This is a genomic window from Pseudomonas sp. MIS38 (assembly GCF_019891575.1).
Taxonomy (GTDB): domain Bacteria; phylum Pseudomonadota; class Gammaproteobacteria; order Pseudomonadales; family Pseudomonadaceae; genus Aquipseudomonas; species Aquipseudomonas putida_A.
Genome location: NZ_JAFLXF010000009.1, coordinates 177843 through 200387, shown reverse-complemented (window position 1 = coordinate 200387; position 22545 = coordinate 177843). Strand labels below are relative to the sequence as shown.

General features: G+C 59.9%; 21 protein-coding genes and 2 pseudogenes. 8 read left to right on the top strand and 15 right to left on the bottom strand.

Annotated elements, in window-relative coordinates; translation table 11 throughout:
- Positions 1–62 precede the first annotated feature (62 nt).
- Positions 63–1418, bottom strand: a complete 1356-nt coding sequence (locus tag J1G18_RS13070; protein WP_097085886.1) for a GntP family permease — start codon at positions 1416–1418, stop codon at positions 63–65.
- A gap of 82 nt (positions 1419–1500) precedes the next feature.
- On the bottom strand, positions 1501–2034 hold the full coding sequence (locus J1G18_RS13065) for a gluconokinase (protein ID WP_027612589.1): 534 nt from the start codon (positions 2032–2034) through the stop codon (positions 1501–1503).
- A gap of 216 nt (positions 2035–2250) precedes the next feature.
- Between J1G18_RS13065 and J1G18_RS13060 the strand changes: the two genes are divergently transcribed.
- Positions 2251–3282, top strand: coding sequence for a LacI family DNA-binding transcriptional regulator (locus J1G18_RS13060; RefSeq protein ID WP_139054351.1), 1032 nt, complete (start codon positions 2251–2253; stop codon positions 3280–3282).
- Positions 3283–3425: 143 nt separating this feature from the next.
- Here the strand turns inward: J1G18_RS13060 and J1G18_RS13055 are convergent, their stop codons facing one another.
- Positions 3426–4298 carry a LysR family transcriptional regulator gene (locus J1G18_RS13055; RefSeq protein WP_098965219.1) on the bottom strand — a complete coding sequence of 291 codons (873 nt, stop codon included), beginning with the start codon at positions 4296–4298 and terminating at the stop codon, positions 3426–3428.
- A gap of 121 nt (positions 4299–4419) precedes the next feature.
- Here J1G18_RS13055 and J1G18_RS13050 point away from each other — a divergent pair, with 121 nt between their 5' ends.
- From J1G18_RS13050 to J1G18_RS13040, 3 genes are all read left to right on the top strand, one after another.
- Complete coding sequence (locus tag J1G18_RS13050) at positions 4420–4860, top strand: PACE efflux transporter (protein ID WP_098965220.1); 441 nt, start codon at positions 4420–4422, stop codon at positions 4858–4860.
- A gap of 125 nt (positions 4861–4985) precedes the next feature.
- On the top strand, positions 4986–6410 hold the full coding sequence (locus J1G18_RS13045) for an MFS transporter (protein WP_223007810.1): 1425 nt from the start codon (positions 4986–4988) through the stop codon (positions 6408–6410).
- A 155-nt stretch (positions 6411–6565) separates the two neighbouring features.
- On the top strand, positions 6566–7126 hold the full coding sequence (locus J1G18_RS13040) for a hypothetical protein (RefSeq protein ID WP_223007818.1): 561 nt from the start codon (positions 6566–6568) through the stop codon (positions 7124–7126).
- Positions 7127–7252: 126 nt separating this feature from the next.
- Here J1G18_RS13040 and J1G18_RS28425 read toward each other — a convergent pair.
- The 3 genes and pseudogenes from J1G18_RS28425 to J1G18_RS13030 form a co-directional block, all read right to left on the bottom strand.
- Positions 7253–7681: pseudogene (locus tag J1G18_RS28425) on the bottom strand (methyl-accepting chemotaxis protein); the annotation flags it as partial.
- A gap of 114 nt (positions 7682–7795) precedes the next feature.
- Positions 7796–8572, bottom strand: a pseudogene (locus J1G18_RS28420) (PAS domain-containing protein); the annotation flags it as partial.
- 406 nt (positions 8573–8978) lie between these two features.
- A complete protein-coding gene (locus tag J1G18_RS13030; protein WP_139054347.1) occupies positions 8979–9869 on the bottom strand; it encodes a LysR family transcriptional regulator in 891 nt (296 codons plus the stop codon).
- A gap of 99 nt (positions 9870–9968) precedes the next feature.
- Here J1G18_RS13030 and gstA point away from each other — a divergent pair, with 99 nt between their 5' ends.
- Positions 9969–10562 (top strand): glutathione transferase GstA, encoded by a 594-nt coding sequence (gene gstA, locus J1G18_RS13025; RefSeq protein ID WP_098965225.1) that lies wholly within the window; start codon positions 9969–9971, stop codon positions 10560–10562.
- A gap of 125 nt (positions 10563–10687) precedes the next feature.
- Here the strand turns inward: gstA and J1G18_RS13020 are convergent, their stop codons facing one another.
- The 4 genes from J1G18_RS13020 to J1G18_RS13005 all read right to left on the bottom strand — a co-directional run bounded on the left by J1G18_RS13020 (position 10688) and on the right by J1G18_RS13005 (position 14240).
- On the bottom strand, positions 10688–11701 hold the full coding sequence (locus J1G18_RS13020) for an ABC transporter substrate-binding protein (RefSeq protein ID WP_027612580.1): 1014 nt from the start codon (positions 11699–11701) through the stop codon (positions 10688–10690).
- Positions 11698–12225 carry a sigma-70 family RNA polymerase sigma factor gene (locus tag J1G18_RS13015; RefSeq protein ID WP_027612579.1) on the bottom strand — a complete coding sequence of 176 codons (528 nt, stop codon included), beginning with the start codon at positions 12223–12225 and terminating at the stop codon, positions 11698–11700. Before J1G18_RS13015 ends, J1G18_RS13020 begins: the two co-directional genes overlap by 4 nt.
- A gap of 124 nt (positions 12226–12349) precedes the next feature.
- Positions 12350–13141 (bottom strand): phosphate/phosphite/phosphonate ABC transporter substrate-binding protein, encoded by a 792-nt coding sequence (locus J1G18_RS13010; RefSeq protein ID WP_098965229.1) that lies wholly within the window; start codon positions 13139–13141, stop codon positions 12350–12352.
- A 157-nt stretch (positions 13142–13298) separates the two neighbouring features.
- On the bottom strand, positions 13299–14240 hold the full coding sequence (locus tag J1G18_RS13005; RefSeq protein ID WP_223007809.1) for a fatty acid desaturase: 942 nt from the start codon (positions 14238–14240) through the stop codon (positions 13299–13301).
- Positions 14241–14564: 324 nt separating this feature from the next.
- Between J1G18_RS13005 and J1G18_RS13000 the strand changes: the two genes are divergently transcribed.
- Complete coding sequence (locus tag J1G18_RS13000; RefSeq protein WP_223007808.1) at positions 14565–14975, top strand: GNAT family N-acetyltransferase; 411 nt, start codon at positions 14565–14567, stop codon at positions 14973–14975.
- 32 nt (positions 14976–15007) lie between these two features.
- Here the strand turns inward: J1G18_RS13000 and def are convergent, their stop codons facing one another.
- The 3 genes from def to J1G18_RS12985 all read right to left on the bottom strand — a co-directional run bounded on the left by def (position 15008) and on the right by J1G18_RS12985 (position 16855).
- A complete protein-coding gene (gene def / locus J1G18_RS12995) occupies positions 15008–15547 on the bottom strand; it encodes a peptide deformylase (RefSeq protein WP_202368831.1) in 540 nt (179 codons plus the stop codon).
- A 2-nt stretch (positions 15548–15549) separates the two neighbouring features.
- Positions 15550–16500, bottom strand: a complete 951-nt coding sequence (locus J1G18_RS12990) for a YihY/virulence factor BrkB family protein (RefSeq protein WP_098965233.1) — start codon at positions 16498–16500, stop codon at positions 15550–15552.
- Between the two features lie 163 nt (positions 16501–16663).
- Positions 16664–16855, bottom strand: a complete 192-nt coding sequence (locus J1G18_RS12985) for a CsbD family protein (protein WP_027612573.1) — start codon at positions 16853–16855, stop codon at positions 16664–16666.
- A 196-nt stretch (positions 16856–17051) separates the two neighbouring features.
- On the opposite strand from J1G18_RS12985, the gene J1G18_RS12980 reads away from it, so the two are divergent.
- Positions 17052–17429 (top strand): hypothetical protein, encoded by a 378-nt coding sequence (locus J1G18_RS12980; RefSeq protein WP_007969330.1) that lies wholly within the window; start codon positions 17052–17054, stop codon positions 17427–17429.
- Positions 17430–17593: 164 nt separating this feature from the next.
- Here J1G18_RS12980 and fadD1 read toward each other — a convergent pair whose 3' ends face one another.
- Both fadD1 and fadD2 read right to left on the bottom strand, forming a co-directional pair.
- Complete coding sequence (gene fadD1, locus J1G18_RS12975; RefSeq protein WP_003227414.1) at positions 17594–19291, bottom strand: long-chain-fatty-acid--CoA ligase FadD1; 1698 nt, start codon at positions 19289–19291, stop codon at positions 17594–17596.
- A gap of 349 nt (positions 19292–19640) precedes the next feature.
- A complete protein-coding gene (gene fadD2, locus J1G18_RS12970; RefSeq protein WP_223007807.1) occupies positions 19641–21329 on the bottom strand; it encodes a long-chain-fatty-acid--CoA ligase FadD2 in 1689 nt (562 codons plus the stop codon).
- A gap of 242 nt (positions 21330–21571) precedes the next feature.
- On the opposite strand from fadD2, the gene J1G18_RS12965 reads away from it, so the two are divergent.
- Positions 21572–22516: an alpha/beta hydrolase gene (locus J1G18_RS12965; protein WP_123588697.1), complete on the top strand. Its 945-nt coding sequence runs from the start codon at positions 21572–21574 to the stop codon at positions 22514–22516.
- Positions 22517–22545 lie beyond the last annotated feature (29 nt).

Below are 22545 nucleotides of genomic sequence, written 5' to 3'. Positions count from 1 at the left end.
TGATATCGTCGTGCACAAAAAAACCGCATCGCTGCGGTTTTTTTGTGTCTGCAAGAAGCTGCTTAGACGAACAGCGACAACAGCAGGATAAAGCCCAGGCCCACCACCGACAGAATGGTTTCCATCGCGGTCCAGGTCTTGAAGGTTTCGGCCACGGTCATGTTGAAGTACTGCTTCACCAGCCAGAAGCCGGCGTCGTTCACATGAGACAGGATCAACGAACCGGCACCGGTGGCCAGCACCAGCAGCTCACGGTTGACGCCCGGGATCATCCCCACCACCGGCACCACGATGCCCGCGCCCGTGATAGTCGCCACGGTGGCCGAACCGGTAGCAATACGAATCACCGCCGCCACCAGCCACGCCAGCAGGATCGGCGAAATCTGCGCGCTGACCGCCATGTGGCCGATCACGTCGCCCACACCACTGGTCACCAGCATCTGCTTGAAGCCACCACCGGCACCGATGATCAGGATGATCGCGGCGGTCGGCGCCAGGCTCGCGTCCAGCCACTTGAGCATCTGCTGCGAACCGATGCCCTGCTTGTGACCGAAGGTGTACAGCGACAGCAGCAAGGCCAGCAGCAGGGCCGAGATCGGGTGACCGATCATGTCCATCCAGGTGCGGAAGAAGTGACCGTCCGGCAGCGCCACGTCAGCGAAGGTTTTCAGCAGCATCAGGAACACCGGCAGCAGCACGGTGATCAGGGTGATGCTGAAGCTCGGCAACTTGGTTGAGTCGTCGCTTTCACGGGCCAGTTGATCGACCAGCTCCTGATTCGGCGTGCCGGGAATGTGCTTGGCGATGAAGGTACCGAAGATCGGACCGGCAATGATGGCGGTCGGCAGCGCAACGATCAGACCGTAGAGGATGGTCTTGCCGATGTCGGCGCCGAACACGCCGATCGCCAGCAGCGGGCCCGGGTGCGGCGGCACCAGACCGTGTACCGCGGACAGGCCGGCGAGCAGCGGGATACCGATCTTGATGATCGACACACCGGTGCGGCGGGCAACGATGAACACCAGCGGAATCAGCAGCACGAAGCCGATTTCGAAGAACAGCGGGATACCGACGAGGAACGCGGCGAACATCATTGCCCACTGCACCTTGTCCTTGCCGAAGGCGCGGATCAGGGTCTGCGCGATCTGATCGGCACCACCGGATTCGGCCATCATTTTGCCGAGCATGGTGCCCAGCGCGAGGATGATGCCGACGAAACCGAGTACACCACCGAAGCCGTCCTGGAACGCCTTGATGATGGTGCCGATCGGCATGCCGGACGTCAGGCCGAGGAACGCGGCCGCGATGGTCAGCGAGATAAAGGGGTGAATCTTGAATTTGGTGATCAGGATAATCAGGCCGATTACCGTGACCACTGCATCGAGCAGCAGGTAGGCGTCGTGGGACATGCCAAACATTGGGGGTGTCTCCTGGCTTGTTGTTGTTATTAAAGCGGGTTAAACAGAATTCGTGAGGACAGCGCTAGCTCTTTCAACACACTCATACCGCCTGTTTCAGACCATGGGCCTGCCACCAGACGTGCGCCTGGGCCGCCAGTTCTTCAACGCTGTGGATCGAAGCATTCAGTGCCAGGGTCAACGGCTCGCCGACTGGTGATTCGAGGGTGGCGAACTGGCTTTCGATCAACGTTGCCGGCATAAAGTGGCCTGGGCGATGCGATACGCGGTCGGCGGCGACTTCAGGGGTCAGCTCAAGAAACACGAAGCCCAGGCCCGGCAAAGCACTGCGCAGCACTTCGCGATAACTGTGTTTAAGGGCCGAGCAGGTCAGCACCGGGCGTTTACCCGATGCATCGACCCGACGCAGTTCATCGCACAGGCTGTCGAGCCAGCCGGCACGGTCGTCGTCGTTCAGGGGGATCCCCGCGCTCATCTTTTCGATGTTGGCGGCCGGATGAAAAGTATCGCCTTCAATGGCAGTGGCGCCGCTCAATTGGCACAGGGCCTCGCTGACGCACGTCTTGCCGCAACCGGCAACGCCCATGATGACCAGGGCGGTGATGGGATGACTCATATAACACCTCAGCGCGCAGACAGCGCTACCTTTGCTAGCTATGACTCTAGTGCACAGGCAGAAGTTGCCGACGCCTTCTTGTCGTTTTTTTGGGTTGCAGCAGGTTTGTTCCCAACGCCAAAAAGCGAAGATCAGGCAGGACCTCGCTTACGCATTTGCAGCTGCATCAGGACAGCGCTACCTTAGTGCCTTGATTTTTGTTTGGCAAGCCGCCCGATGACCACCCCTAAGAACGATAAAAATACCCGCACCACCGGCCGTCCCACCCTTAATGAAGTTGCCCGCCTCGCCGGCGTGAGCCCGATTACCGCCTCCCGCGCCTTGCGCGGGGTCAGCACGGTCGCCACGGAACTGGTGGAAAAAGTGCAGAAAGCCGCGCTTGAACTCAACTACGTGGTCAACCCTGCCGCCCGCGCATTGGCCTCGGCGCAGAGCCATTCAGTGGTGGTGCTGGTGCCATCGCTGTCCAACCTGTTGTTCATCGATACGCTGGAAGCCATTCATCGGGTGCTGACACCCAAGGGCTTCGAAGTGCTGATCGGCAACTTCCACTATTCGCGCGATGAAGAAGAGAACCTGCTGCGCAACTACATGGCTTATCAGCCGCGTGGTTTGCTGCTGACCGGGTTTGATCGCACGGAAAGTTCGCGGCGGATGATCGAGGCCAGCAATATTCCCTGCGTGTACATGATGGAACTGGACAGCGCTGCCGGCGTGAATTGTGTGGGTTTCTCGCAGCTCAATGCCGGCGAAACTGCTGCCGAACATTTGCTCTCGCGCGGTCGCAAGCGTCTGGCCTACATCGGTGCGCAACTGGATCAGCGCACCTTGTTGCGCGGTGAAGGTTTCCGCAAAGCCCTGCAAAAGGCCGGTCGCTACGACCCGGATCTGGAAGTGCTGACCCCGCGCGCCTCGTCCGTGGGCCTGGGCGGTGAGCTGTTCCTGCAACTGCTGGCAGCGCATCCGGATGTGGATGCAATCTTCTTCGGCAACGACGACCTGGCGCAGGGTGCGCTGCTGGAGGCGCTGCGCAACGGGATCAAGATCCCCGAGCAGGTGGCGATTCTCGGCTTCAACGATTTGCCGATGTCCGAACACATGGTGCCGCGCCTGAGCAGCATCAACACCCCACGCGAGGCGATCGGCCGGCGTGCGGCGGAGCAGATGTTGACGTTGATGGCGGGCAACAGCGTGGCGCGACCGGTTGAGGATATGGGTTTTGAATTGAAGATTCGCGAGAGCACCTGAAACCTCCTACAAGGATCGCCTGCACACTGCAAAATCCTGTGGGAGCGGGCTTGCTCGCGAAAGCGGTGGATCAGTCAGCACATACTTTTCTGACACACCGCCTTCGCGAGCAAGCCCGCTCCCACAGGAGATCTGTGTCGGGTTCAGTGGCCGAGCAATTCGACGAGGGCCAACGCGCCCTTTTGCAACGGCTGGCTCTTGAGCCACACCGCGTGCACCGGCAGTACCAGGCCGTTTTCGATGTTGCGAAAATTCAGTCGCTTCAAGCGCCCGCTGTCCAGCCACGGCTGCACCACCGACAACGGGAAATTGCCCCAGCCCAGCCCTGCCTCGACCATCTCCAGCGCAGTCTCCAGGGTGTCGGTGCGCCAATGCGATTCGGCCACCAGCGGCCGGGTTTCGCTGATCGGCAAGTCGCGACTGGCGACGAAGATCTGCCGCACATGCACCAGGTCTTCGAGAAACAGATCCTGCCCCTGCAACAACGGACTGTCCGCCGCCAGCGTGGCGATCATCCGTTCGCTGCCGACAAACTGAAAACGCTCCAGCACGTTCATGCTCAACCCGGCAAACGCCAGACACACGCTGACGCGGCCACTGTGCAGCATCGCCAGCACATCGTCCTGCGGCGCGGTCAGCACTTCGATGTCGAGCAAAGGATGACGCTCGGCAATCACCTTGATCGCGGCGAGCAAGCGGCGCCGGTCAATGTCCGCGACCACGCCAATCGACAGCTTGCTCTCCAGCCCCAGGGACAACTCCACCGCGTGCACCTGCAGTTGCTTAAGCTGCTCGGCAATCAGCCGCGCGTGGGGCACCAGTGACAGCGCCATCGCTGTCGGCTGCGGTTCGCGGTGGCTGCGATCGAACAAGGCATAGCCAAGCTCCGCCTCAAGGTTGCCGATGCCCATGCTGACCGCGGAAGGTACCCGGCCCAAAGCGCGGGCGGCTGCAGAGAAGGAGCCGCGCTCAATCACGGCGAGGAACAATTCGATGCTGTCGCTGTTGAAATTCAAACCACCACCTATCACCAAAACTGAAAGCTACTGACTTTTTCTGTCACGCCTATTGAAGCTATCTTTTGCCGTCTCCGCCAGTCTCGCTGGCCAACACGTTGCAAGAAAGAGGCAAATCTCCATGCAAGGCGTCAAACGCAAACTGGTCTACGTGTCGCTCTACGAAGTGATCGGCATGACCTTCTCCGCCCTCGGCCTAGCGCTGTTGTCCGGCACGTCGCCCGGCAGCACAGGCCCGCTGGCGGTGATCATCACCACCATCGCGGTGACCTGGAATTTCATCTACACCTCGCTGTTCGAGCACTGGGAAAGCCGCCAGCAGTCACGCACCCGCACGGTCAAACGGCGCATCGCCCACGCCGTAGGTTTCCAACTGACGCTGATCGTGTTCCTGATTCCGCTGATCGCCTGGTGGATGAACATCAGTCTGGTGCAGGCGTTCCTGTTGGATCTGGCGCTGATCATCTTCATCCCGTGCTACACGTTCGCCTTTAACTGGCTGTTCGATCGCCTCTTCGGCTTGCCGGCGTCGGCGCTGCCCGATTCGACTGCTGCGGCATAAATCGTTAATTGGTAAGCAGTTATTGCAAGAAATCGGCGGTTCTCCGAGGCTAACCGCCGAAATTCACAATCCATCAACTCCGATAGCAGGCTAAGCTTTTCCATCAATAAAAAATGGATCCGCAGATGACTGCTCACGCCCCCGCCGCCGCGCAAAACGACGGCATCGACCCGATACGCGCCGCCGAGATTTCCGCCCGCATCGACCGCCTGCCCGCCGTCGCCACCATCTGGCGATTGGTCGCGTTGTTGTCGATTGGCGGTTTCTTCGAACTCTACGATTTGTTCCAGACCGCCTACATCAGTCCGGGGCTGATCCGTGACGGGATATTCGCCACCGGCAATCAGGGCGTGTTCGGCTTCTCCGATCAGGCGGCGTTCGCGTCGGCGACCTTCCTCGGCCTGTTCCTCGGCGCGAGCCTGCTCAGTCCGTTGGCCGATCGATTCGGCCGTCGCGCGATCTTCACCTTTGCGCTGGTCTGGTACACCGTGGCCACGGTGCTGATGGGCATTCAAAGCTCGGCGTTGGGCATCATCTGCATGCGCTTTCTGGTGGGCATCGGCCTCGGTATCGAGCTGGTGACCATCGACGCCTACCTCTCGGAACTGGTGCCCAAACGCATGCGCAGTTCGGCGTTTGCCTTCGCGTTTTTCGTACAGTTTCTCTCGGTGCCGGCAGTGGCACTCATGTCCTGGTGGCTGGTGCCGCAGGCGCCGTTCGGTGTGTCCGGCTGGCGTTGGGTGGTGTTGGCGAGCGCGGTGTTTGCACTGTTCATCTGGTGGCTGCGCAAGCGTCTTCCCGAGTCGCCACGCTGGCTGGCGCAACATGGGCGTTTCGATGAAGCGAACAGGATTCTCGACGACATCGAAGCCCGCTGCGAGAAGGATTACCGCCAACCGCTGGACGCTCCAGAAACGGTGCCCGTCGATGTCGAGGGCAAGGGTCGCTTCGCCGACATCTGGCAGCCGCCATATCGGCGTCGCGCATTGATGCTGATCGTGTTTCACGTGTTCCAGGCGATCGGTTTCTTCGGTTTTGGTAACTGGCTGCCGGCGTTGCTTTCCGGCCAGGGTGTGAGCGTCACCCACAGCCTGATGTACGCGTTTATCATCACCCTCGCCTACCCGCTCGGGCCGTTGCTGTTCGTCAAGTTCGCCAACCGTTTCGAGAACAAATGGCAGATCGTCGGCTCAGCCCTCGGCGCGATGACCTTCGGCACTCTGTTCGCGTTGCAGACCAGCGCCTTCGGCCTGATCGTCTGCGGAGTGATGATCACCTTTTGCAATGCGTGGCTGAGCTTCAGTTATCACTCGTACCAGAGCGAACTGTTCCCGACCAACATCCGCGCCCGGGCGGTGGGCTTCTGTTATTCGTTCAGTCGCTTGTCGACGGTGTTCAGCAGCCTGTTGATCGGGCTGTTCCTCGACAACTTCGGCACGCCCGGGGTGCTCGCGTTCATTGTCAGCAGCATGCTGATCGTGATGCTGACCATCGGCTGGTTCGGCCCGCGCACGCGCAATCTGGCGCTAGAAAACATTGCCCACCGCTGAGGCTACACGGTCATCCTCTGCCGCCCGACGGCAAGGGATGACCGCTTTGTTGCACATGCCAGATCACTAACACGTTGAAATAAAAGAACTTTCTTTAAAGGCACGATAATTGCTAGGATATGCCCGTCAGCAATTATCCAAAGGTCTCCATCATGATGTTGGTCAGTGCCAAACAGCAGCAGCTCATCCACCTGCCCAAGCGGCTGGCGGATGACGCGACCACGACCGCCGCTGCCGGTCTGCAAAGCGGCCTGCACGGCGCCATGCTGCAATCGCTGCAGAACCAGGCCCAGTCGCAGGCGACCGACGCGACCTCCAAGGTTGAGGATTCGGCCACGCAGATCGCCACCCAGCAAGTGGCCGCCGCCACGCGCATCAGCGATAACGTCGACGAAGCCTTCGCCAAGACCCGTGTCGGCCTGCAAACCACCGACGCCACGGCGGCCGGCACCACCACCGGGACCTCGGCCACTGACGCGTTCAAGGACTACATGAGCAAGTCGCCGGAACAGCGCCTGCGCGACAGTATCCTTCAGAGCATGGGCATCACCGAAGACGACATCAAAGCCATGCCGCCGGAGAAACAACTGGCCATCGGCAAAGAGATCGCCGAGCGTCTGCAGGACAAGATGAAGCTGGCGCAAGCGGAAAAAGACAACGGCAATGACGTCAAGGACAGCGACAAACTGGCGAACAAGTTTCTCGCTTCGCTGTGACCTGAAGGTTGCTTAGAAACCAATGTAGGAGTGAGCCTGCTCGCGATTGCGGTGTGTCAGTCACTGGATCAGTAACTGACGCACCGCAATCGCGAGCAGGCTCACTCCTACCGTTGTTGATGGGTGTCAGTTCAGCTGCAACGTCGCATTGAACTGCCCGATCGCATCCACCACATGCCGTGATCCCTGCTGAATCTCCAGAATCACCTCCCCCGCCTCGTTCGCCAGTTCCACACCCAGCCCGGTGCGGCTCAGGCTTGACTGCATGCTCGACACCGCGCTCAGCGACAGGTCATGGTTTTTGCGCACCACTTCGACAATCTCCAGGGTCGCCTGACTGGTCCGTGCCGCGAGACTGCGCACCTCGTCCGCCACCACCGCAAAACCGCGTCCGTGTTCACCGGCTCGCGCCGCTTCGATGGCCGCGTTGAGCGCCAGCAGGTTGGTCTGGTCGGCGATGCCGCGGATGGTCTGGACGATGGTGCCGATGATGTCCGACTGCTTGCTGACCGCATCGATGCTCAGCGCCGCCTCATTTAGGTCGCGGGAAATGTCCTGAATGATCTGCACCGTCTGCTGCACCACCTGTGAGCCCTTTTGCGCGCAGGCGTCGTTTTGTACCGAGGTGCTGTGGGCCGATTCCGCGGCGTTCTGCAAGGTAGTCATCTGCTGGGTGATGTCGCTGGCGAACTTCACCACTTTGTACAAACGGCCCTTGGTGTCGAACAGCGGGTTGTACGAGGCTTCGAGATAAACCATCTGTCCGGACTTGTTCTTGCGCTCGAAACGGTGCGAGTGATATTCGCCGCGATTGAGCGATGCCCAGAATGCCTTGTATTGCGCCGACTCGGATTCGGAACGGTGACAGAACATGCTGTGGTGATGGCCAACGATTTCGTTGAGCGAGTACTGCATGGTTTTCAGAAAGTTGTCGTTGGCGGTAATCACGTTGCCGTCCGGGGTGAACTCGATCACCGCCATCGAACGGCTGATCGCCGCCAGCATGCTTTCTTCTTCGTGCTCTTTGTTGACCCGGGCGGTGATATCCGACGCGACCTTGATGACACTTTTGACTTGTTTGTCCGGGCCGTACACCGGCATGTAACTGGCTTCGAGCCAGATCTCCTTGCCGGACTTGTTCAAGCGCAGAAACGTGCCACTGATCGGCTCACCCCGGGCCAGGTCGCGCCACAATCTGGCGTACTCCTCGCTGCGGTAAAACGCTTCTTCGCAAAACACCCGGTGATGTTTTCCCCGCACTTCCTCAGCGCTGTAACCCATGGTCTTGCAGAAGTTTTCGTTGGCATCCAGAACAATGCCTTCGGGGGTAAATTCGATCATCGCCATCGAACGGCTGATCGCTTCGAGCTTGGCGTTGGCTTCGGTCAAGGCGCAGCTGAAACGCTCGATTTCCTGCAGGTCAGCCTTGTGATGTAGGTTGAACATGGTTGTATCACCTTCCGCGCGGTCTTTTGATTTGATGAAAGTCAGGTCTTTCAGCATCCACCACTACGTTCCACAGAACAGGCACACGCATTCCTCCACGGGAGGAAGTTGTCAGGTGATAAATGATGTTTTAATCCGAGGGTCCATGCAGCAACGCTCTAATCAAGACATCCTTCTCTTGATAGCCCAGCAGCGGGCCAGCCCTAACGTGCAGAAAACTTCCATGTACAACTTGCTCCTTGTTGGTTCAGTGTCCGGTGCCTTGGGTTGCGCACTCTGGCAGCGTTGAAATCACGGCTAACAGATGACGGTCGACATAGTTAGTTACAGCTAGCATAGCCAGCGCCATGCCGTGCGCAAGGCCACTAGTCGGCCAGTATCTGGCACTTTTTGCACAAGAAACGGTTCAGCGAGCTGTCGCGACTGCCGTCTCCGCCACCAGATCCAGCAATGCCTGCACCGTCGCTGACGGCGTCTGCCCCGAAGGCAGCACCAGCGAAAACACCCGTTCGATACGTGGCTGCAAGGCAATCACGCGCAAGCCCTGACGCTCGGCCGGCAAGGTCATTTCCGGCACCAGGGTCACGCCGAGATTTTCCCGCACCAACGTGAAGGCGCTGCTCCATTCGCGCACCTCGACCCGCACGTCCTGCAACTGCAACCCGGCTTCAGCGGCGAGGCTGCGGGCGTTGGTCGAGCAACCGCCGGTGGCCAGCACAAAGGGCAGCGCCGTCAGTTCTTGCAGGCTGACGCCCTGCTCGATCCCCCGCAGCGCCAAAGGGTGCCCTGCCGGCACGACCGCCACCCATTCATCACGGCCCAACGGCCCGGCATTGCGCTCGGGCGCCGGGTTGAGCACCACACCAACATCCACCAGACCGGCCGCCAGCAAGGTTTCCACCTCGTCGTCGCTGACCTCCAGCGCCACCACTTCGATCCCCGGATACAGCCGATTGAACTGGCGCAACAGCGGCGGCAGAAAACTCGCCAGCACCATGGGAAAACTCGCCAGACGAATTGTCCCGCGCAGCATCGGGCGCACGCTGTCGACGGTCTGGCGAATGGTCTCTAGGGCGCCGAGCATCAGCCGCGCCTGCTCGATCACCGGCAGGCCGATGGCGGTGGGCAAGGTCTGTCGGCTTTCGCGGCTGAACAGTTGCACGCCGAGGGTTTCCTCCATCAACGCCAAAGCCTGGCTCGCGCCGGACTGGGTCATGCCGACCCGCTCGGCCGCGCGGGTGATGTTGCCGTGATCGGCGACGGCGACCACCAGCCGCCAATGCATCAGGTTCATCATGGCAGTAGCTGTCCTTATGGCTGCTTTCTGAAAGATTAATTTTATCGAAGGTGCGGCGCACTATGACACTGGCGCCAAATCCCCACCAGAGAGCTGCCGATGAAGCTGTATTACGCCCCGCAAGCCTGTTCACTGGCGCCGCACATTGTGCTGCGCGAACTGAAACTGCCCTTCGTGCTGATCCGCGTCGACAATCGCAGCAAGCGCACGGCCAGCGGCGAAGACTTTCTCGCGATCAATCCCAAGGGCTACGTCGCGGCCCTGCAACTGGACGACGGCGCGGTGCTGACCGAAGGCCCGGTGATCCTGCAATATCTGGCGGATCTTCAACCACAGTCAGGGCTGGCGCCGGCGCCCGGCAGTTTCGAACGGCTGCGTTTGCAGGAGTGGCTGAATTTCATTTCCAGCGAGATTCACGGCAGCCTCGGCGCGCTGTTCGATGAGCGGTTGCCGGCCGAGGTGATCAAGGAGAAGTTGTTCAAGCGTTTTGCGGTGTTGGTCAGGGTGCTGGAGCAGCAGGAGTATCTGTTGCCGAGCGGCTTCAGCGTCGCGGATGCTTTGTTGTTTGTGGTGCTGCGCTGGGCCGGGTTGTTCGGGATCGAACTGGCGCAGTGGCCGGCACTGGCGCGGTTTCAGGCGCGCGTCGAGCAGCGGCCGACCGTGATCGCGGCGTTGGCGGCGGAAGCGGCGTAAGTCTTTAGATCATTCGCGAGCAAGCCCGCTCCCACACTGGATTTGTGGCGTGCACGATCCCCCTGTGGGAGCGGGCTTGCTCGCGAAGGCGTCCGTTCAAACAACGCAGATCAACCGGGAGAAACTCAAAGCCCCGCCGTCACCTTGCTCGCCACCTCACCCGGCACCCACGCCCTCCACACCTGCGGCTGATCGCGTAAAAATGCTTCGGCTACCTGCCGTGGTGGCTGGCGTTTTTCGCTCATCCCGGCCAGCGTCTGGTTCAGCAGATCAATCGGCAAATCGACTTTCTCGAAGAACGACACCAGCTCCGGGTATTGCGCCTTGAACGGCGCCGACACGCCAATCGCCAGGCTGGCCGGCATCGAGCGGGTGCCCTTGGGATTCGGGTTGTTGGCATCGGCCAGGGTTTTCCAGGCTTCAGCATCGAACGGTGGCTCTTCGAGCTTCACCAGTTTGAAGCGCCCGAGCAGCGGCGTCGGCGACCAGTAATAGAACAGCACCGGTTTGCCGCGTTTGATCGACGACGCCACCTCGGCATCCAGCGCCGCGCCGGAGCCGGTGCGGAAGTTGACGTAGCTGTCGGTCAGCGCATAGGCCTTGAGCTTCTGGCTGTTGACGATCTCCGAAGTCCAGCCGGTCGGGCTGTTGAGGAAGCGTCCACGGCGCGGGTCTTCCGGGTCGCGGAACACGTCCTTGTAGCGCGGCAGGTCGGCCACCGATTTCAGCTCCGGTGCCAATGGTTTGATCCCGCGCTCGGGGTCACCCTTGATCACGTATTCCGGCACCCACCAGCCCTCGGTCGCGCCCTTGACCGTGTCGCCGAGGCCGAACACCTTGCCTTCATTGGCAGCCTTGACCCACGCCGGACTGCGCCCGGCCCATTCCTCGCCGATCACCTGAATATCGTTTTTCGCCAGCGCCGCTTCCAGGCTGACGGTGCTGCCCGGCAGCGTGTCGGTCGGGTAGCCGTAACCTTTTTCGACGATCAGGCGCAGCACTTCGGTGATGAAACTGCCGCTTTCCCAAGTGATGTCACCGAAGTGGATCGGTGCGGTTTTTTCCGCCGCCGAAACAGCGCCGACGCTCAGGCTCAGCGCCAGTAACGAACGGCCGAGCAGGGTTTTGATTGATCTCATGCGGACCTCTTGTCTGTCAGGATTTGGTTGGCGCTGTGGCGGTCGCACAGGGCTTGGGAGCGGCTCATGTAAACGCTGACCGAACGCTGAGAGATGCCCAGTTCGGCGGCGATTTGCGGATAGGTCAGGCCATCGATCCGTGCCAGCAGGAAGGTCGAACGGACCTTGCCGGGCAGGCGTTGCAGGCTGTGATCGAGGCGTTTGAGGGTCTGGCTCAGTTGCGCGAGGTCTTCAGGCGAGATAGCGACCTCGACGTCGATCTGCTGCGCATGCCGGCGCTCCAGATCCGCCCGGCGCCAGCGCTGATAAAGCAAGCGCTGAGCAATCGTGGTGAGCATGGCGCGCGGTTCGCGAATCGCCGTGATACTGGGCGCCTGAAGCAATTGCGCGAAGGTTTCGGCAGCGATGTCTTCCGCGCCTGCGGAGTCGTGCAGATGTCGGCTCAGGTAAGTGCACAGCCAGCGGTAGTGGGCGCGGAACAGAGCGTCGAGATGATTGCGGTGAGCGGTGTCGGCGCCGGACATAAGGGCTCCTGGGTAAGGGTCGCTGAATGTCCGGTGATCCGGTGGCGCGATCGTAGCAAGGCGCCTTATGCATTAATAATATTTATATTTCATTTTTATATTCTTTTTGGAGATATAAGGCTGTTCAGCGCAAGCGGCCGTAGCCCAGCTCTTCAGCCTCACGTTGATAGTCGAGCAAGATCTGATAATCGCTTTCGCTGGCGGGCAAAACTTCAGGCAAGCCGAGGATCTGCGCCACATCAGGCAATTCGCGCAACGCCTGATTCATTACCCGGCGCAACTGTTCGATCTGCTCATCCGTAGCAGTCGCGGCGGTGATAAAAGGCAAGGTCGGGCTGAGCGCAGTGCGTGCCACAACTCGCAATCCAGTGACGTCTTCAGGCGCATGCCGAGCGAGGTACGCATAGGTCACGCTGTCGATCGCCGCCAGATCAGCGCGCCCCTCACGCACCCAACGCAGACTCTCGCGGTGCGCGCCACTGATGCCGAGCGCGCCGAAGAACTGCCCGTCGCGGTGCAGCGGCGCCAGACAATGGCGCAACAGGTTCATGCCGCTGTTGGAGTCGTCACTGTTGATCACCCCGCGACTGCCGCGAAAGTCCGCCAGGGTTTCGCGCGAATCGTCAGCACGGCTGAGGATCAGGCTGCAGTGATTGCCGGCAGTGGCGTCGGGCAATTCGTAGCGCGGGCGACCGACGATGCGTACTTGACCGCGCAGCAGGGTCATCAAGGGATAGCCGCAGGTCTGGGTCAGCAGCAGATCCGGCGATAACCAAAGCTCGGGGAGCGACAGGCTTGCGGCGTTCAGGCGGGAGTGGCCGAGATGTTCGAGAATGCGTGAGATCCAGCGTTCGTTGGCCAAGCGGATGGGCTCGGGGGCGGTGTACATCAGCAGTTCGAGATGGTGTTGGGTCATACACGTTATTTCCCTGCAAATACTTACCCCTGTGGGAGCGGCGGTGCGACGATTCGACTTGCTCGCGAAAGCGGTGTGTCAGACACCAGACATGTCACTGTTCTACCGCATTCGCGAGCAAGCTCGCTCCCACAGGGGTTTTGTGGTGTTTTTGAAGTCAGTGGAAAGGATGCTGCGGACTGTCGATCGGCCTGAATCCATGCTGCCGCCACAATTGCCCATAACCCTGCACCAGAAACCCGCCACTGCGCGCCACCCACTGCTCGCGGCGCATCCGGTAGGCCGCCGGCAAGTCGTACCACGCCAGCCCCGGCAGGTCGTGATGCACCAGATGGAAGTTCAGATTCAGAAACAGCCAGCGCCACGGCCAACCGGCCTCGTTGAGCACGGTGCGCTGCTCCGGCTGAACGTGCGGGCGGTGTTCATAGTAGGAGCGGATCATCGCGATCGACAGTGCCGGCACACTGATCAGCAGCAGGTAATGCCAGACCGGCAACACGCTGAAGCGCGCGATAAACCACAGCATCAACACGCTGAACGCACCGTGGGTCAGCCACATCAACCAGGCCTGACGCTCGCGTTTTTTCAGGCGTTGCAGTTCTTCGGCGGCCAACGCCAGTAAGGCCAGCGGCGCACCAAGCGCAAAACGCCCGAGTACGGTTTTGTTCAGCCAGTGCAGGCTGCGTTCGAATAGCGAACTGCCCTGCCAACGCGACGCTGTCAGGTAACGGCTTTCCGGGTCAACGCCGGGCACGGTCAGATGTTCATCGCGGTGATGCAGCAGATGGCTGTCGCGATACAAGGTGTACGGGTACCACACCGCAAAGGGTGCATAGCCGAGGATTTTATTGAAAAGCACCGAGCGGGTCGGATGCCCATGCAGCAATTCATGCTGAACCGACAGCCACAGCACCAACAGCGGAATCAGCAGCAATGTGCTCAAGCCGCGACCGAGCCACTGACTGTTGAGGATGATCGCGAACCAGCCGCCATACACGCCGATCAGCAGCAGCCACGTCGGCCACTCGGTGCGGGCGGTGAAGCGCTGGCGCAGGTTTTCGATCTGCTGGCGATGGTCGGCGTCGAAGTAATTCGGCATGGCGTGGCTCGGAACAGGAATCTTCCCCTTCTGTGCAACGAAGCCGAGCAATCTTGCAGATTATTTTTGCGCTGAAGCGGGAGCCCGGGGGACGGGCTCCCGAAGGACGTGATCAATGACCGAAAATATCGACCTTCTTGGCTTTCTTCTCTGCACGCTTTTCAATCGCCGTCTTCACCGGTTTCTTCTTCGCGGCTTTCTTTGAATCCATACCTTTGGACATGATGCGTACTCCACTCACAGGGATGTAGGCTCAGGTATACACCTATCGCGCGGCGCGCGTTCTTTTATAATCGGCGCTTTGCCCGCCGCCAGTCCGATCCCATGCCCGATACCCGATACGTCCTGCTCGACGAGCCTTTGTGGCCGTTGATGAACAAGTTTTACCGCCGCCACCAATCGTCGATGAAGGCGGTGCGCGATGCGCAGTTATGGGTGGCCCATCGAGAGGACATCGTTGCCGCATTGTGCTTGCGGCCGGTGGCGGGCGGGTACTGGTTGACCGGATTGTTTGTTGATCCGGGTTGCCGTGAGCAAGGGATCGCCGGAGAGTTGATCACGGCGGCGGTGAAGTATTTGCAGGAGCCGGTGTGGCTGTTCTGTCATCCGGACTTGCGCGGGTTTTACGAGCGGCGCGGTTTCAGTTTCGATCCCGCCCTGCCCTACGCACTGGCCGAGCGGTTGAGCCGGTATGCGCGGAGCAAGCCGATGATTGCGATGGGGCTGGAACCATAAAAATCAATTGTGGGATAGAGGTGTTCTCAGGATCAGTCGTCAGCCGTTGGATCGAGATCCGGGAACATCACTTCGGTAAAGCCGAACTTGCTGAAATCGGTAATCCGCGACGGATACAAGCGGCCGATCAGATGATCGCACTCGTGCTGCACTACCCGCGCATGGAAGCCTGACGCCACGCGTACGATCGGCTCGCCCTTGGGATCAAAGCCTTCGTAGCGAATCTGCTGAAACCGATCCACCGCGCCGCGCAGGCCGGGCACCGACAGACAGCCCTCAAAGCCCTCCTCGGTCAGCGGACTCAGCGGCGTGATCAGCGGATTGATCAGGATCGTCTGCGGTACCGCCTCAGCGTCCGGGTAGCGTTCGCTGTGCTCGAAACCGAAGATCACCAATTGCAGGTCGACGCCGATCTGCGGCGCGGCGAGGCCGACGCCACCGACACTTTCCATGGTCTGGAACATGTCATCGATCAGTTGCCACAGCTCGGGGCTGTCGAACATTTCCGGCGGCACCGGTGGAGCAATGCGCAGCAGGCGTTCGTCGCCCATTTTGAGGATTTCACGGATCATGGTCAGGCTTCGTCAGTGTCCGGCTTGAGCGAGTGGTCGCGCCCCAGGCCAGAGACATGTTGTTTGGGATGTTCATCGAGTTCGCCGGGGACTTTCTCGCCCTCGTCCTTGCCCTCGCTGGACATGTGTTCGATCACCGCATTCATCTCGGCGCCGAGCAGCAGCACCGCCGAGGAAATGTAGAAATACAGCAACAGCACGATGATCGCCCCGATGCTGCCATACATCGCGTTGTAGTTGGCGAAGGTTTTGACGTAGAACGCAAAGCCCAGTGAGGCGATGATCCACACCACCACGGCAAGTACCGAGCCGGGGGTGATGAAACGGAATTCCTGTTTGACGTCGGGCATCACGTAATAGATCAGCGCCACGGCGACCATCATCAGGATCACGATCACCGGCCAGCGCGCAATCGTCCACACAGTGACGATGAAATCTTCCAACCCTACCTGCGCGGCAATCCAGCCCATCACTTGCGGCCCGAGCACCATCAGTGCGGCCGCCACCAGCAACATGCCGGCAATGCCGACGGTGTAGAACACCGACAGCGGAAAACGCTTCCAGATCGGCCGGCCCTCGACCACGTCGTAAGCGGCGTTCATCGCACTCATCATCAGCCGCACACCGGCAGACGCGGTGTACAGGGCGATGACGATACCGACCGAAAGCAAGCCGCCCTTGGACTGCTGCAACTGATCGATCACCGGGTTGACCTGTTCCAGCGCCTGCGGCGGCAACACCAGTTCCGACTGCAGGCGCAGCCAGGTGAAGAAGTCCGGCAGATGCAGGAAACCGATCAGCGCAATCAGGAACAGAATGAACGGGAACAGCGAGAACAGCATCTGGTAGGCCAGTGCCGAGGCGTAGGTCGACATCTCGTCGTCGACGAATTCAGTGACCGTGCGCACCATCACCCGGTGCAGTGGCAGACCTTTCATGTCTGGAAAAATCATTCGCGTCTCCTTTCGCCGCATTACAGGTTGAAGTCGTGGCGACTCAGGGGCCGTTTTCTACATCACGGTAGCCTACTTGGCGACCTTCGTGGATGGCTGTCGGGTTTTGACACAAAAACGGCCATCCTTGGATGGCCGCTCGTGTGTTTCGTTCAAGGCGGAATTACGCCTTGTCGACACCTTTCTTGATGGCGTCTTTGGCTTTGCCGACAGCTTGCTGGGCTTCACCTTTTTTCTCTTGCAGTTTGCCTTCGGCTTGCAGCTTGGTGTTGTCGGTGGCTTTGCCGACGCCTTGCTTGACGTTGCCGACTGCTTCGTTGGCCATGCCTTTTACTTTATCGCCAGTGCTACTCATGGTGTTTCTCCTTGGTGCATTGAAGGGGAAAAGTCAGTACGTAATGATTGACTGGCCGGGTTTGCCACGAGTTTCATTTATTTTTGCCCTTCATTTCGTCGTGCCATGCAGGTTGGGCTTTATGTTTGCCCCGCAAGCCCCGAGAATGCGCACCTATGGGCGCCGTGCGCCAACGATCAGATCCCGCAGGAATGTTATGAAACTCGATAAAAAGCAGGCCATTGCCCGTCGCAACCAGGAACTGGGCGGCGCTGTGCTCGGCACCAACAACTGCCACTTCGCCGAATTGAACCGCAACCGCAACATCTGGTGGTTCGACCTGCCGGTGACGCGCCTCGCCGTCGGTCAGTACGAGTGGATTCACCTGCTGATGCACACCCCGGCCACCGACGAACTGCTGCACCTGAAAGTGCCGACGGTGTTCCTGCGCGAAAAGCTCGAAGGCCTGGTGATTCGCAACGAAGGCAAGCGCAAGGCGGCGTTGAGCCTGGAATTGAGTGCGGACAAGGATTCGTATCTGCAGGACATGCGTCCGGCGGGAACCAATGTGAATTTCGCGCCGTTCCGCCAGTAACCGAAAAGCTTCGCGAGCAAGCCCGCTCCCACATTTGACTGTATTCCAACTGGAGGAACGCGGTTGAATGTGGGAGCGGGCTTGCTCGCGAAGGCGCCATCACAGTCACTACAGATCCACCACCTACTCCAACAAAAAGCCCCGCATCTGCGGGGCTTTTTGCTTCAGGCGGCGGACTTGGCCTTGATCTTCTTCAGCTCTTCATCACGCAACTCACGACGCAGGATCTTGCCGACGTTGGTGGTCGGCAGCGCATCGCGGAATTCCACCGAACGCGGCACCTTGTAACCGGTTACGTTGGCGCGCATGTGCTCCATCACGGTTTCCTTGGTCAGGGTCACGCCCGGCTTGGCCACGATGAAAATCTTGATCGCCTCGCCCGACTTCTCGTCCGGCACGCCGATGGCCGCGCACTGCAACACACCCGGCAGGGTCGCCAGCACGTCTTCCAGTTCGTTCGGGTAAACGTTGAAACCGGAGACCAGAATCATGTCTTTCTTGCGATCAACGATGCGCATGTAGCCATCGGGCTGGATCAGCGCGATATCACCGGTCTTCAGCCAGCCTTCGCTGTCGAGGATTTCGTCGGTGGCTTCCTGACGCTGCCAGTAGCCCTTCATCACTTGCGGGCCCTTGACGCACAGCTCGCCGATTTCGCCCATGGGCTGCTCGACACCCGCATCGTCGATGACTTTGCACAGGGTCGACGGCACCGGAATGCCGATGGTGCCGATCTGAATGTTCTGGATCGGGTTGACCGTGGCCACCGGGCTGGTTTCGGTCATGCCGTAACCTTCGCAGATCGAGCAACCGGTCACCGCTTTCCAGCGCTCGGCCGCGGCCAGTTGCAGGGCCATGCCGCCGGACAGGGTGACTTTCAGGTTGGAGAAATCCAGCTTGCGGAAACCTTCGTTGTTGCACAGCGCGACGAACAGCGTGTTGAGGCCAACGAAGCCGCTGAACTTCCACTTCGACAGTTCCTTGACCATCGCCGGCAGGTCGCGCGGGTTGCTGATCAGGATGTTGTGGTTGCCGATCAGCATCATCGCCATGCAATGAAAGGTGAACGCATAGATGTGGTACAGCGGCAGCGGGGTGATCAGGATCTCGCAACCTTCATTGAGGTTGGAGCCCATCAGCGCCTTGCACTGCAGCATGTTGGCGACGAGGTTGCGATGGGTCAGCATCGCGCCCTTGGCCACGCCAGTGGTGCCGCCGGTGTACTGCAACACCGCGACATCGCTGCTGTGCGGATTGGCTTCGGCCACAGGCTGGCCCTGGCCCTTGCTCAGCACATCGTTGAACTTGACGGCTTTGGGCAGGTGATAAGCCGGGACCATCTTCTTCACGTACTTGATCACGCTGTTGATCAGCAGGCGCTTGACCGGCGGCAGCAGGTCGGCGACTTCGGTGACGATGACGTGCTTGACCCCGGTTTTTGGCACCACGGCTTCCGCCAGGTGCGCCATGTTGGCCAGGCAGACCAGCGCTTTGGCGCCGGAGTCATTGAATTGGTGTTCCATTTCCCGCGCGGTGTACAGCGGGTTGGTGTTGACCACGATCAGCCCGGCGCGGATCGCACCGAAGACGGCCACCGGGTACTGCAGAACGTTGGGCAGTTGCACGGCGATTCGATCACCGGGCTGCAAGTCGGTATGCTGTTGCAGATACGCGGCAAACGCACCGGACAATTCGTACAGTTCACCGTAGGTGATTGTCTTGCCCAGGTTGCTGAAAGCCGGCTTGTTGGCGAAGCGTTGGCAGGATTGCTTCAACACTGCCTGAATATTCGGGTACTCGTCTGGATTGATGTCGGCAGCAATTCCAGCCGGGTATTTATCCTTCCAAAAGTCTTCGATCATGGAAGCCCACTCCTCAGCAACGCGAATTCTTCACCGCATTTGATGCGATTATTATTGGTGTGTGTTTTGTATTGGTGAATCTGGCTTTTCTACAGGCCGAGAAGTCACAAAGCGCGCCGAGAGTAGCAGCTTTGCCGAGGGCCGACTAGAGCCAAAAGCGGCCTCCATGGTCACTTTAGTGACTCAAGACTTTCCAGCAGTCATTTTAGAGCAAAAATCCTATACCTCCCTGAAAGCCCCGGTTTTCCAGGCCTTGAAAGCAAAAGATCGCAGCCTTCGGCAGCTCCAACAGGGAATACATTTCCCAGGTAGGAGCTGCCGCAGGCTGCGATCTTTTCGCTTCTGCTCTTTAAGCGATATCGCGCAACTCCCGCCGCAGAATCTTCCCGACCGGCGTCATCGGCAACGACTCACGCAGTACGATGTGTTTCGGCACTTTGTAAGCGGTGAAATTCTCTTTGCAGTACGCCTTCAGTTCCTCGAGGCTGATCCCGGTTTCCCGCGCCACCACAAACAGTTTCACCGCCTCGCCCGAACGCTCGTCCGGCACGCCGATCACCGCGCAGTTGGCGACTTTCGGGTGGGCCATGACCACATCTTCGATCTCGTTGGGGTACACGTTGAAACCGGAGACGATGATCATGTCCTTCTTGCGATCGACGATGCGTACGAAGCCGTCCGGGTCGATCACCGCGATATCACCGGACTTGAACCAGCCCTCGGCATCCAGCACTTCGGCGGTGGCTTCGGGTTTGTGCCAGTAGCCTTTCATGATCTGCGGGCCCTTGATGCACAACTCGCCGCGCTCGCCCATCGGCTGCTCGACACCCTCGTCATCGATGACCTTCAGCAGCGTACCCGGCACCGGCAGACCGACCGTGCCCAGGCGCGACTGGTCGCCATACGGGTTGGTGCAGGCCACCGGCGAGGTTTCCGTGAGGCCGTAACCCTCGGTGATGCGGCAACCGGTGATCTGCTCCCAGCGCTCGGCGGTGGCCTTGACCAGCGCGGTACCGCCGGAGTTGGTCAGCTTGAGGCTGGAGAAATCCAGGGTCTTGAAGTCCGGGTGCTCCATCAGCGCGACGAACAACGTATTCAGTCCGAGCAACGCCGAGAAGCGCCAGTTCTTCAGCTCTTTGATGAAGCCTGCGATGTCGCGCGGATTGGTGATCAGCACGTTGTGGTTGCCCGATACCATCATGCACATGCAATTCGCGGTGAAGGCATAGATGTGGTACAGCGGCAGTGGCGCCACCATCACCTCCTGCCCTTCGCGCAGCAGCGGCTGACCGTCCGGCCCCAACTGTGCAAGACAGGCGCGCACTTGCTGCATGTTCGCCACGAGGTTGCCGTGGGTCAGCATCGCGCCCTTGGCCAGGCCGGTGGTGCCGCCGGTGTATTGCAACACGGCGATGTCGTCGAGACCGACTTTCAACGGCTTGATCCCCAGACCACGGCCCAGGCGCAGCGCACTCTTGAACGAGATCGCCTGCGGCAGCGAATAGTCCGGGACCATTTTCTTCACTTTGCTGACCACGGTGTTGATCAGCCAGCCCTTGGCGGTGGGCATCATGTCGCCCATCTTCGCTTCGATCAGGTACTGGATGTCAGTGTCCGGCAGCACTTCCTGGACCTTCTGCCCGAACATGTTCAGGTACACCAGCGCGCGGGCACCGGAATCCTTGAACTGGTGGCGCATCTCGCGCGCGGTGTACAGCGGGTTGGTGTTGACCACGATCAGCCCGGCGCGCAAGGCACCGAACACGGCAATCGGATATTGCAGCATGTTGGGCATCTGCACCGCGATGCGATCCCCCGGCACCAGATCGGTGTGGGCTTGCAGGTAACCGGCGAACGCCGCGCTGTAGCGCTCGAGTTCAGCGTAGGTCAGGGTCACGCCCATATTGCTGAAGGCCGGACGGTCCGCGAATTTCTTGCAGGAACGCTCAAACACCTCGATCACCGACTTGAACTCGCCCATGTCGATGTCCAGTGGTACGCCGGCGGGGCGTTTGTCATTCCAGAAATCAGGTTGCATTGTTCTTGTCCTCTTTACCTGAATCGATCCGGGAGCCGCTTTTCTGTGGTTTCGCGCTGATCCCTGAGGGCACAAAGCAAAAAGCGGAGCTTCACGGACACTAGCAGTTATGGCCATTGAGGCAAATATGGGCGATGGCGACATTGATCGTATGAATCTTCCTGCCGTGGCGTGAGCTGATCGGACGCGCTATACAATGCTACGACTGCGGGCCGATACCGCTCGATAAAAAAGGAATTGCCATGATCCACCGAGGCTTTTGGCTGGACGCGAGTGACCGCAGCCGCCTGTTCGTCAACCAGTGGTTGCCTGCCGCGCCCTTGAAAGCGCTGATCCTGCTGGCCCACGGCATGGCCGAACACAGCGCCCGCTACGAGCGGCTGGCGAATGCGTTCTGTGCTCAAGGCTATGGTGTGTACGCCCCGGATCTGCGCGGCCATGGCAAAACCGCCGAACACGGGACGCTCGGGCATTTCGCCGATGACGACGGCTGGTGCAAGGTGATCGGCGATCTGGCCAGCCTCAATCAGCACATCGGCCAGCAGCATCCCGACGTGCCAATCATCCTGCTCGGGCACAGCATGGGCAGCTACCTCGCTCAGGGTTACCTGCTGCATCACAGCGCCAGCCTGCATGGGGCGATTCTCAGCGGTTCGAACTTCCAGCCGGTGGCGCTTTACGGCGCGGCGCGACAAATCGCCCGTTTCGAAAAACTGCGCCAGGGCGGCAAGGGCCGCAGTGCGCTGATCGAGTGGTTGTCGTTCGGCTCGTTCAACAAAAAATTCAAACCGGCGCGCACGCCGTTCGACTGGCTGAGCCGCGACCCGGTCGAGGTCGATCTGTATGCCAACGACCCGTTGTGTGGCTTCCGCTGCACCAATCAATTGTGGATCGACTTGCTCGGCGGCTTGCAGCAGATCAGCAAAGCGTCCAATCTCGCCCAGATCGACCCGGGCCTGCCGCTGCTGGTGATCGGCGGTGAATGTGATCCGGTGAGCGAAGGCAAGCGTCTGACAGATCTGGCCGAAGCGTTGCGCTCGGCCGGCAGCCAGAACCTGCAACTGAAGATCTACCCGCAGGCGCGGCACGAATTGTTCAATGAAACCAATCGCGACGAAGTGGTTGCCGATGTGCTGACCTGGATCGACCAGGCGCTGAGCCATCGCCGCCCCCATCGCAGCGAATAATTTTTTGTGGATTCACTTTAATCCGTCAC

Bases quoted from the DNA above. Each gene is read 5' to 3' on its own strand.
- J1G18_RS13005 (WP_223007809.1), bottom strand. From the start codon at position 14,240: ATGCCGAATTACTTCGACGCCGACCATCGCCAGCAGATCGAAAACCTG.
- J1G18_RS12965 (WP_123588697.1), top strand. From the start codon at position 21,572: ATGATCCACCGAGGCTTTTGGCTGGACGCGAGTGACCGCAGCCGCCTG.
- J1G18_RS13045 (WP_223007810.1), top strand. From the start codon at position 4,986: ATGACTGCTCACGCCCCCGCCGCCGCGCAAAACGACGGCATCGACCCG.
- J1G18_RS13010 (WP_098965229.1), bottom strand. From the start codon at position 13,141: ATGACCCAACACCATCTCGAACTGCTGATGTACACCGCCCCCGAGCCC.
- J1G18_RS13030 (WP_139054347.1), bottom strand. From the start codon at position 9,869: ATGATGAACCTGATGCATTGGCGGCTGGTGGTCGCCGTCGCCGATCAC.
- def (WP_202368831.1), bottom strand. From the start codon at position 15,547: ATGATCCGTGAAATCCTCAAAATGGGCGACGAACGCCTGCTGCGCATT.
- J1G18_RS13050 (WP_098965220.1), top strand. From the start codon at position 4,420: ATGCAAGGCGTCAAACGCAAACTGGTCTACGTGTCGCTCTACGAAGTG.
- fadD2 (WP_223007807.1), bottom strand. From the start codon at position 21,329: ATGCAACCTGATTTCTGGAATGACAAACGCCCCGCCGGCGTACCACTG.
- gstA (WP_098965225.1), top strand. From the start codon at position 9,969: ATGAAGCTGTATTACGCCCCGCAAGCCTGTTCACTGGCGCCGCACATT.
- J1G18_RS12990 (WP_098965233.1), bottom strand. From the start codon at position 16,500: ATGATTTTTCCAGACATGAAAGGTCTGCCACTGCACCGGGTGATGGTG.
- J1G18_RS13015 (WP_027612579.1), bottom strand. From the start codon at position 12,225: ATGTCCGGCGCCGACACCGCTCACCGCAATCATCTCGACGCTCTGTTC.
- J1G18_RS13000 (WP_223007808.1), top strand. From the start codon at position 14,565: ATGCCCGATACCCGATACGTCCTGCTCGACGAGCCTTTGTGGCCGTTG.
- J1G18_RS13070 (WP_097085886.1), bottom strand. From the start codon at position 1,418: ATGTTTGGCATGTCCCACGACGCCTACCTGCTGCTCGATGCAGTGGTC.
- J1G18_RS13065 (WP_027612589.1), bottom strand. From the start codon at position 2,034: ATGAGTCATCCCATCACCGCCCTGGTCATCATGGGCGTTGCCGGTTGC.
- J1G18_RS12980 (WP_007969330.1), top strand. From the start codon at position 17,052: ATGAAACTCGATAAAAAGCAGGCCATTGCCCGTCGCAACCAGGAACTG.
- J1G18_RS13040 (WP_223007818.1), top strand. From the start codon at position 6,566: ATGTTGGTCAGTGCCAAACAGCAGCAGCTCATCCACCTGCCCAAGCGG.
- J1G18_RS13020 (WP_027612580.1), bottom strand. From the start codon at position 11,701: ATGAGATCAATCAAAACCCTGCTCGGCCGTTCGTTACTGGCGCTGAGC.
- J1G18_RS13060 (WP_139054351.1), top strand. From the start codon at position 2,251: ATGACCACCCCTAAGAACGATAAAAATACCCGCACCACCGGCCGTCCC.
- J1G18_RS12985 (WP_027612573.1), bottom strand. From the start codon at position 16,855: ATGAGTAGCACTGGCGATAAAGTAAAAGGCATGGCCAACGAAGCAGTC.
- fadD1 (WP_003227414.1), bottom strand. From the start codon at position 19,291: ATGATCGAAGACTTTTGGAAGGATAAATACCCGGCTGGAATTGCTGCC.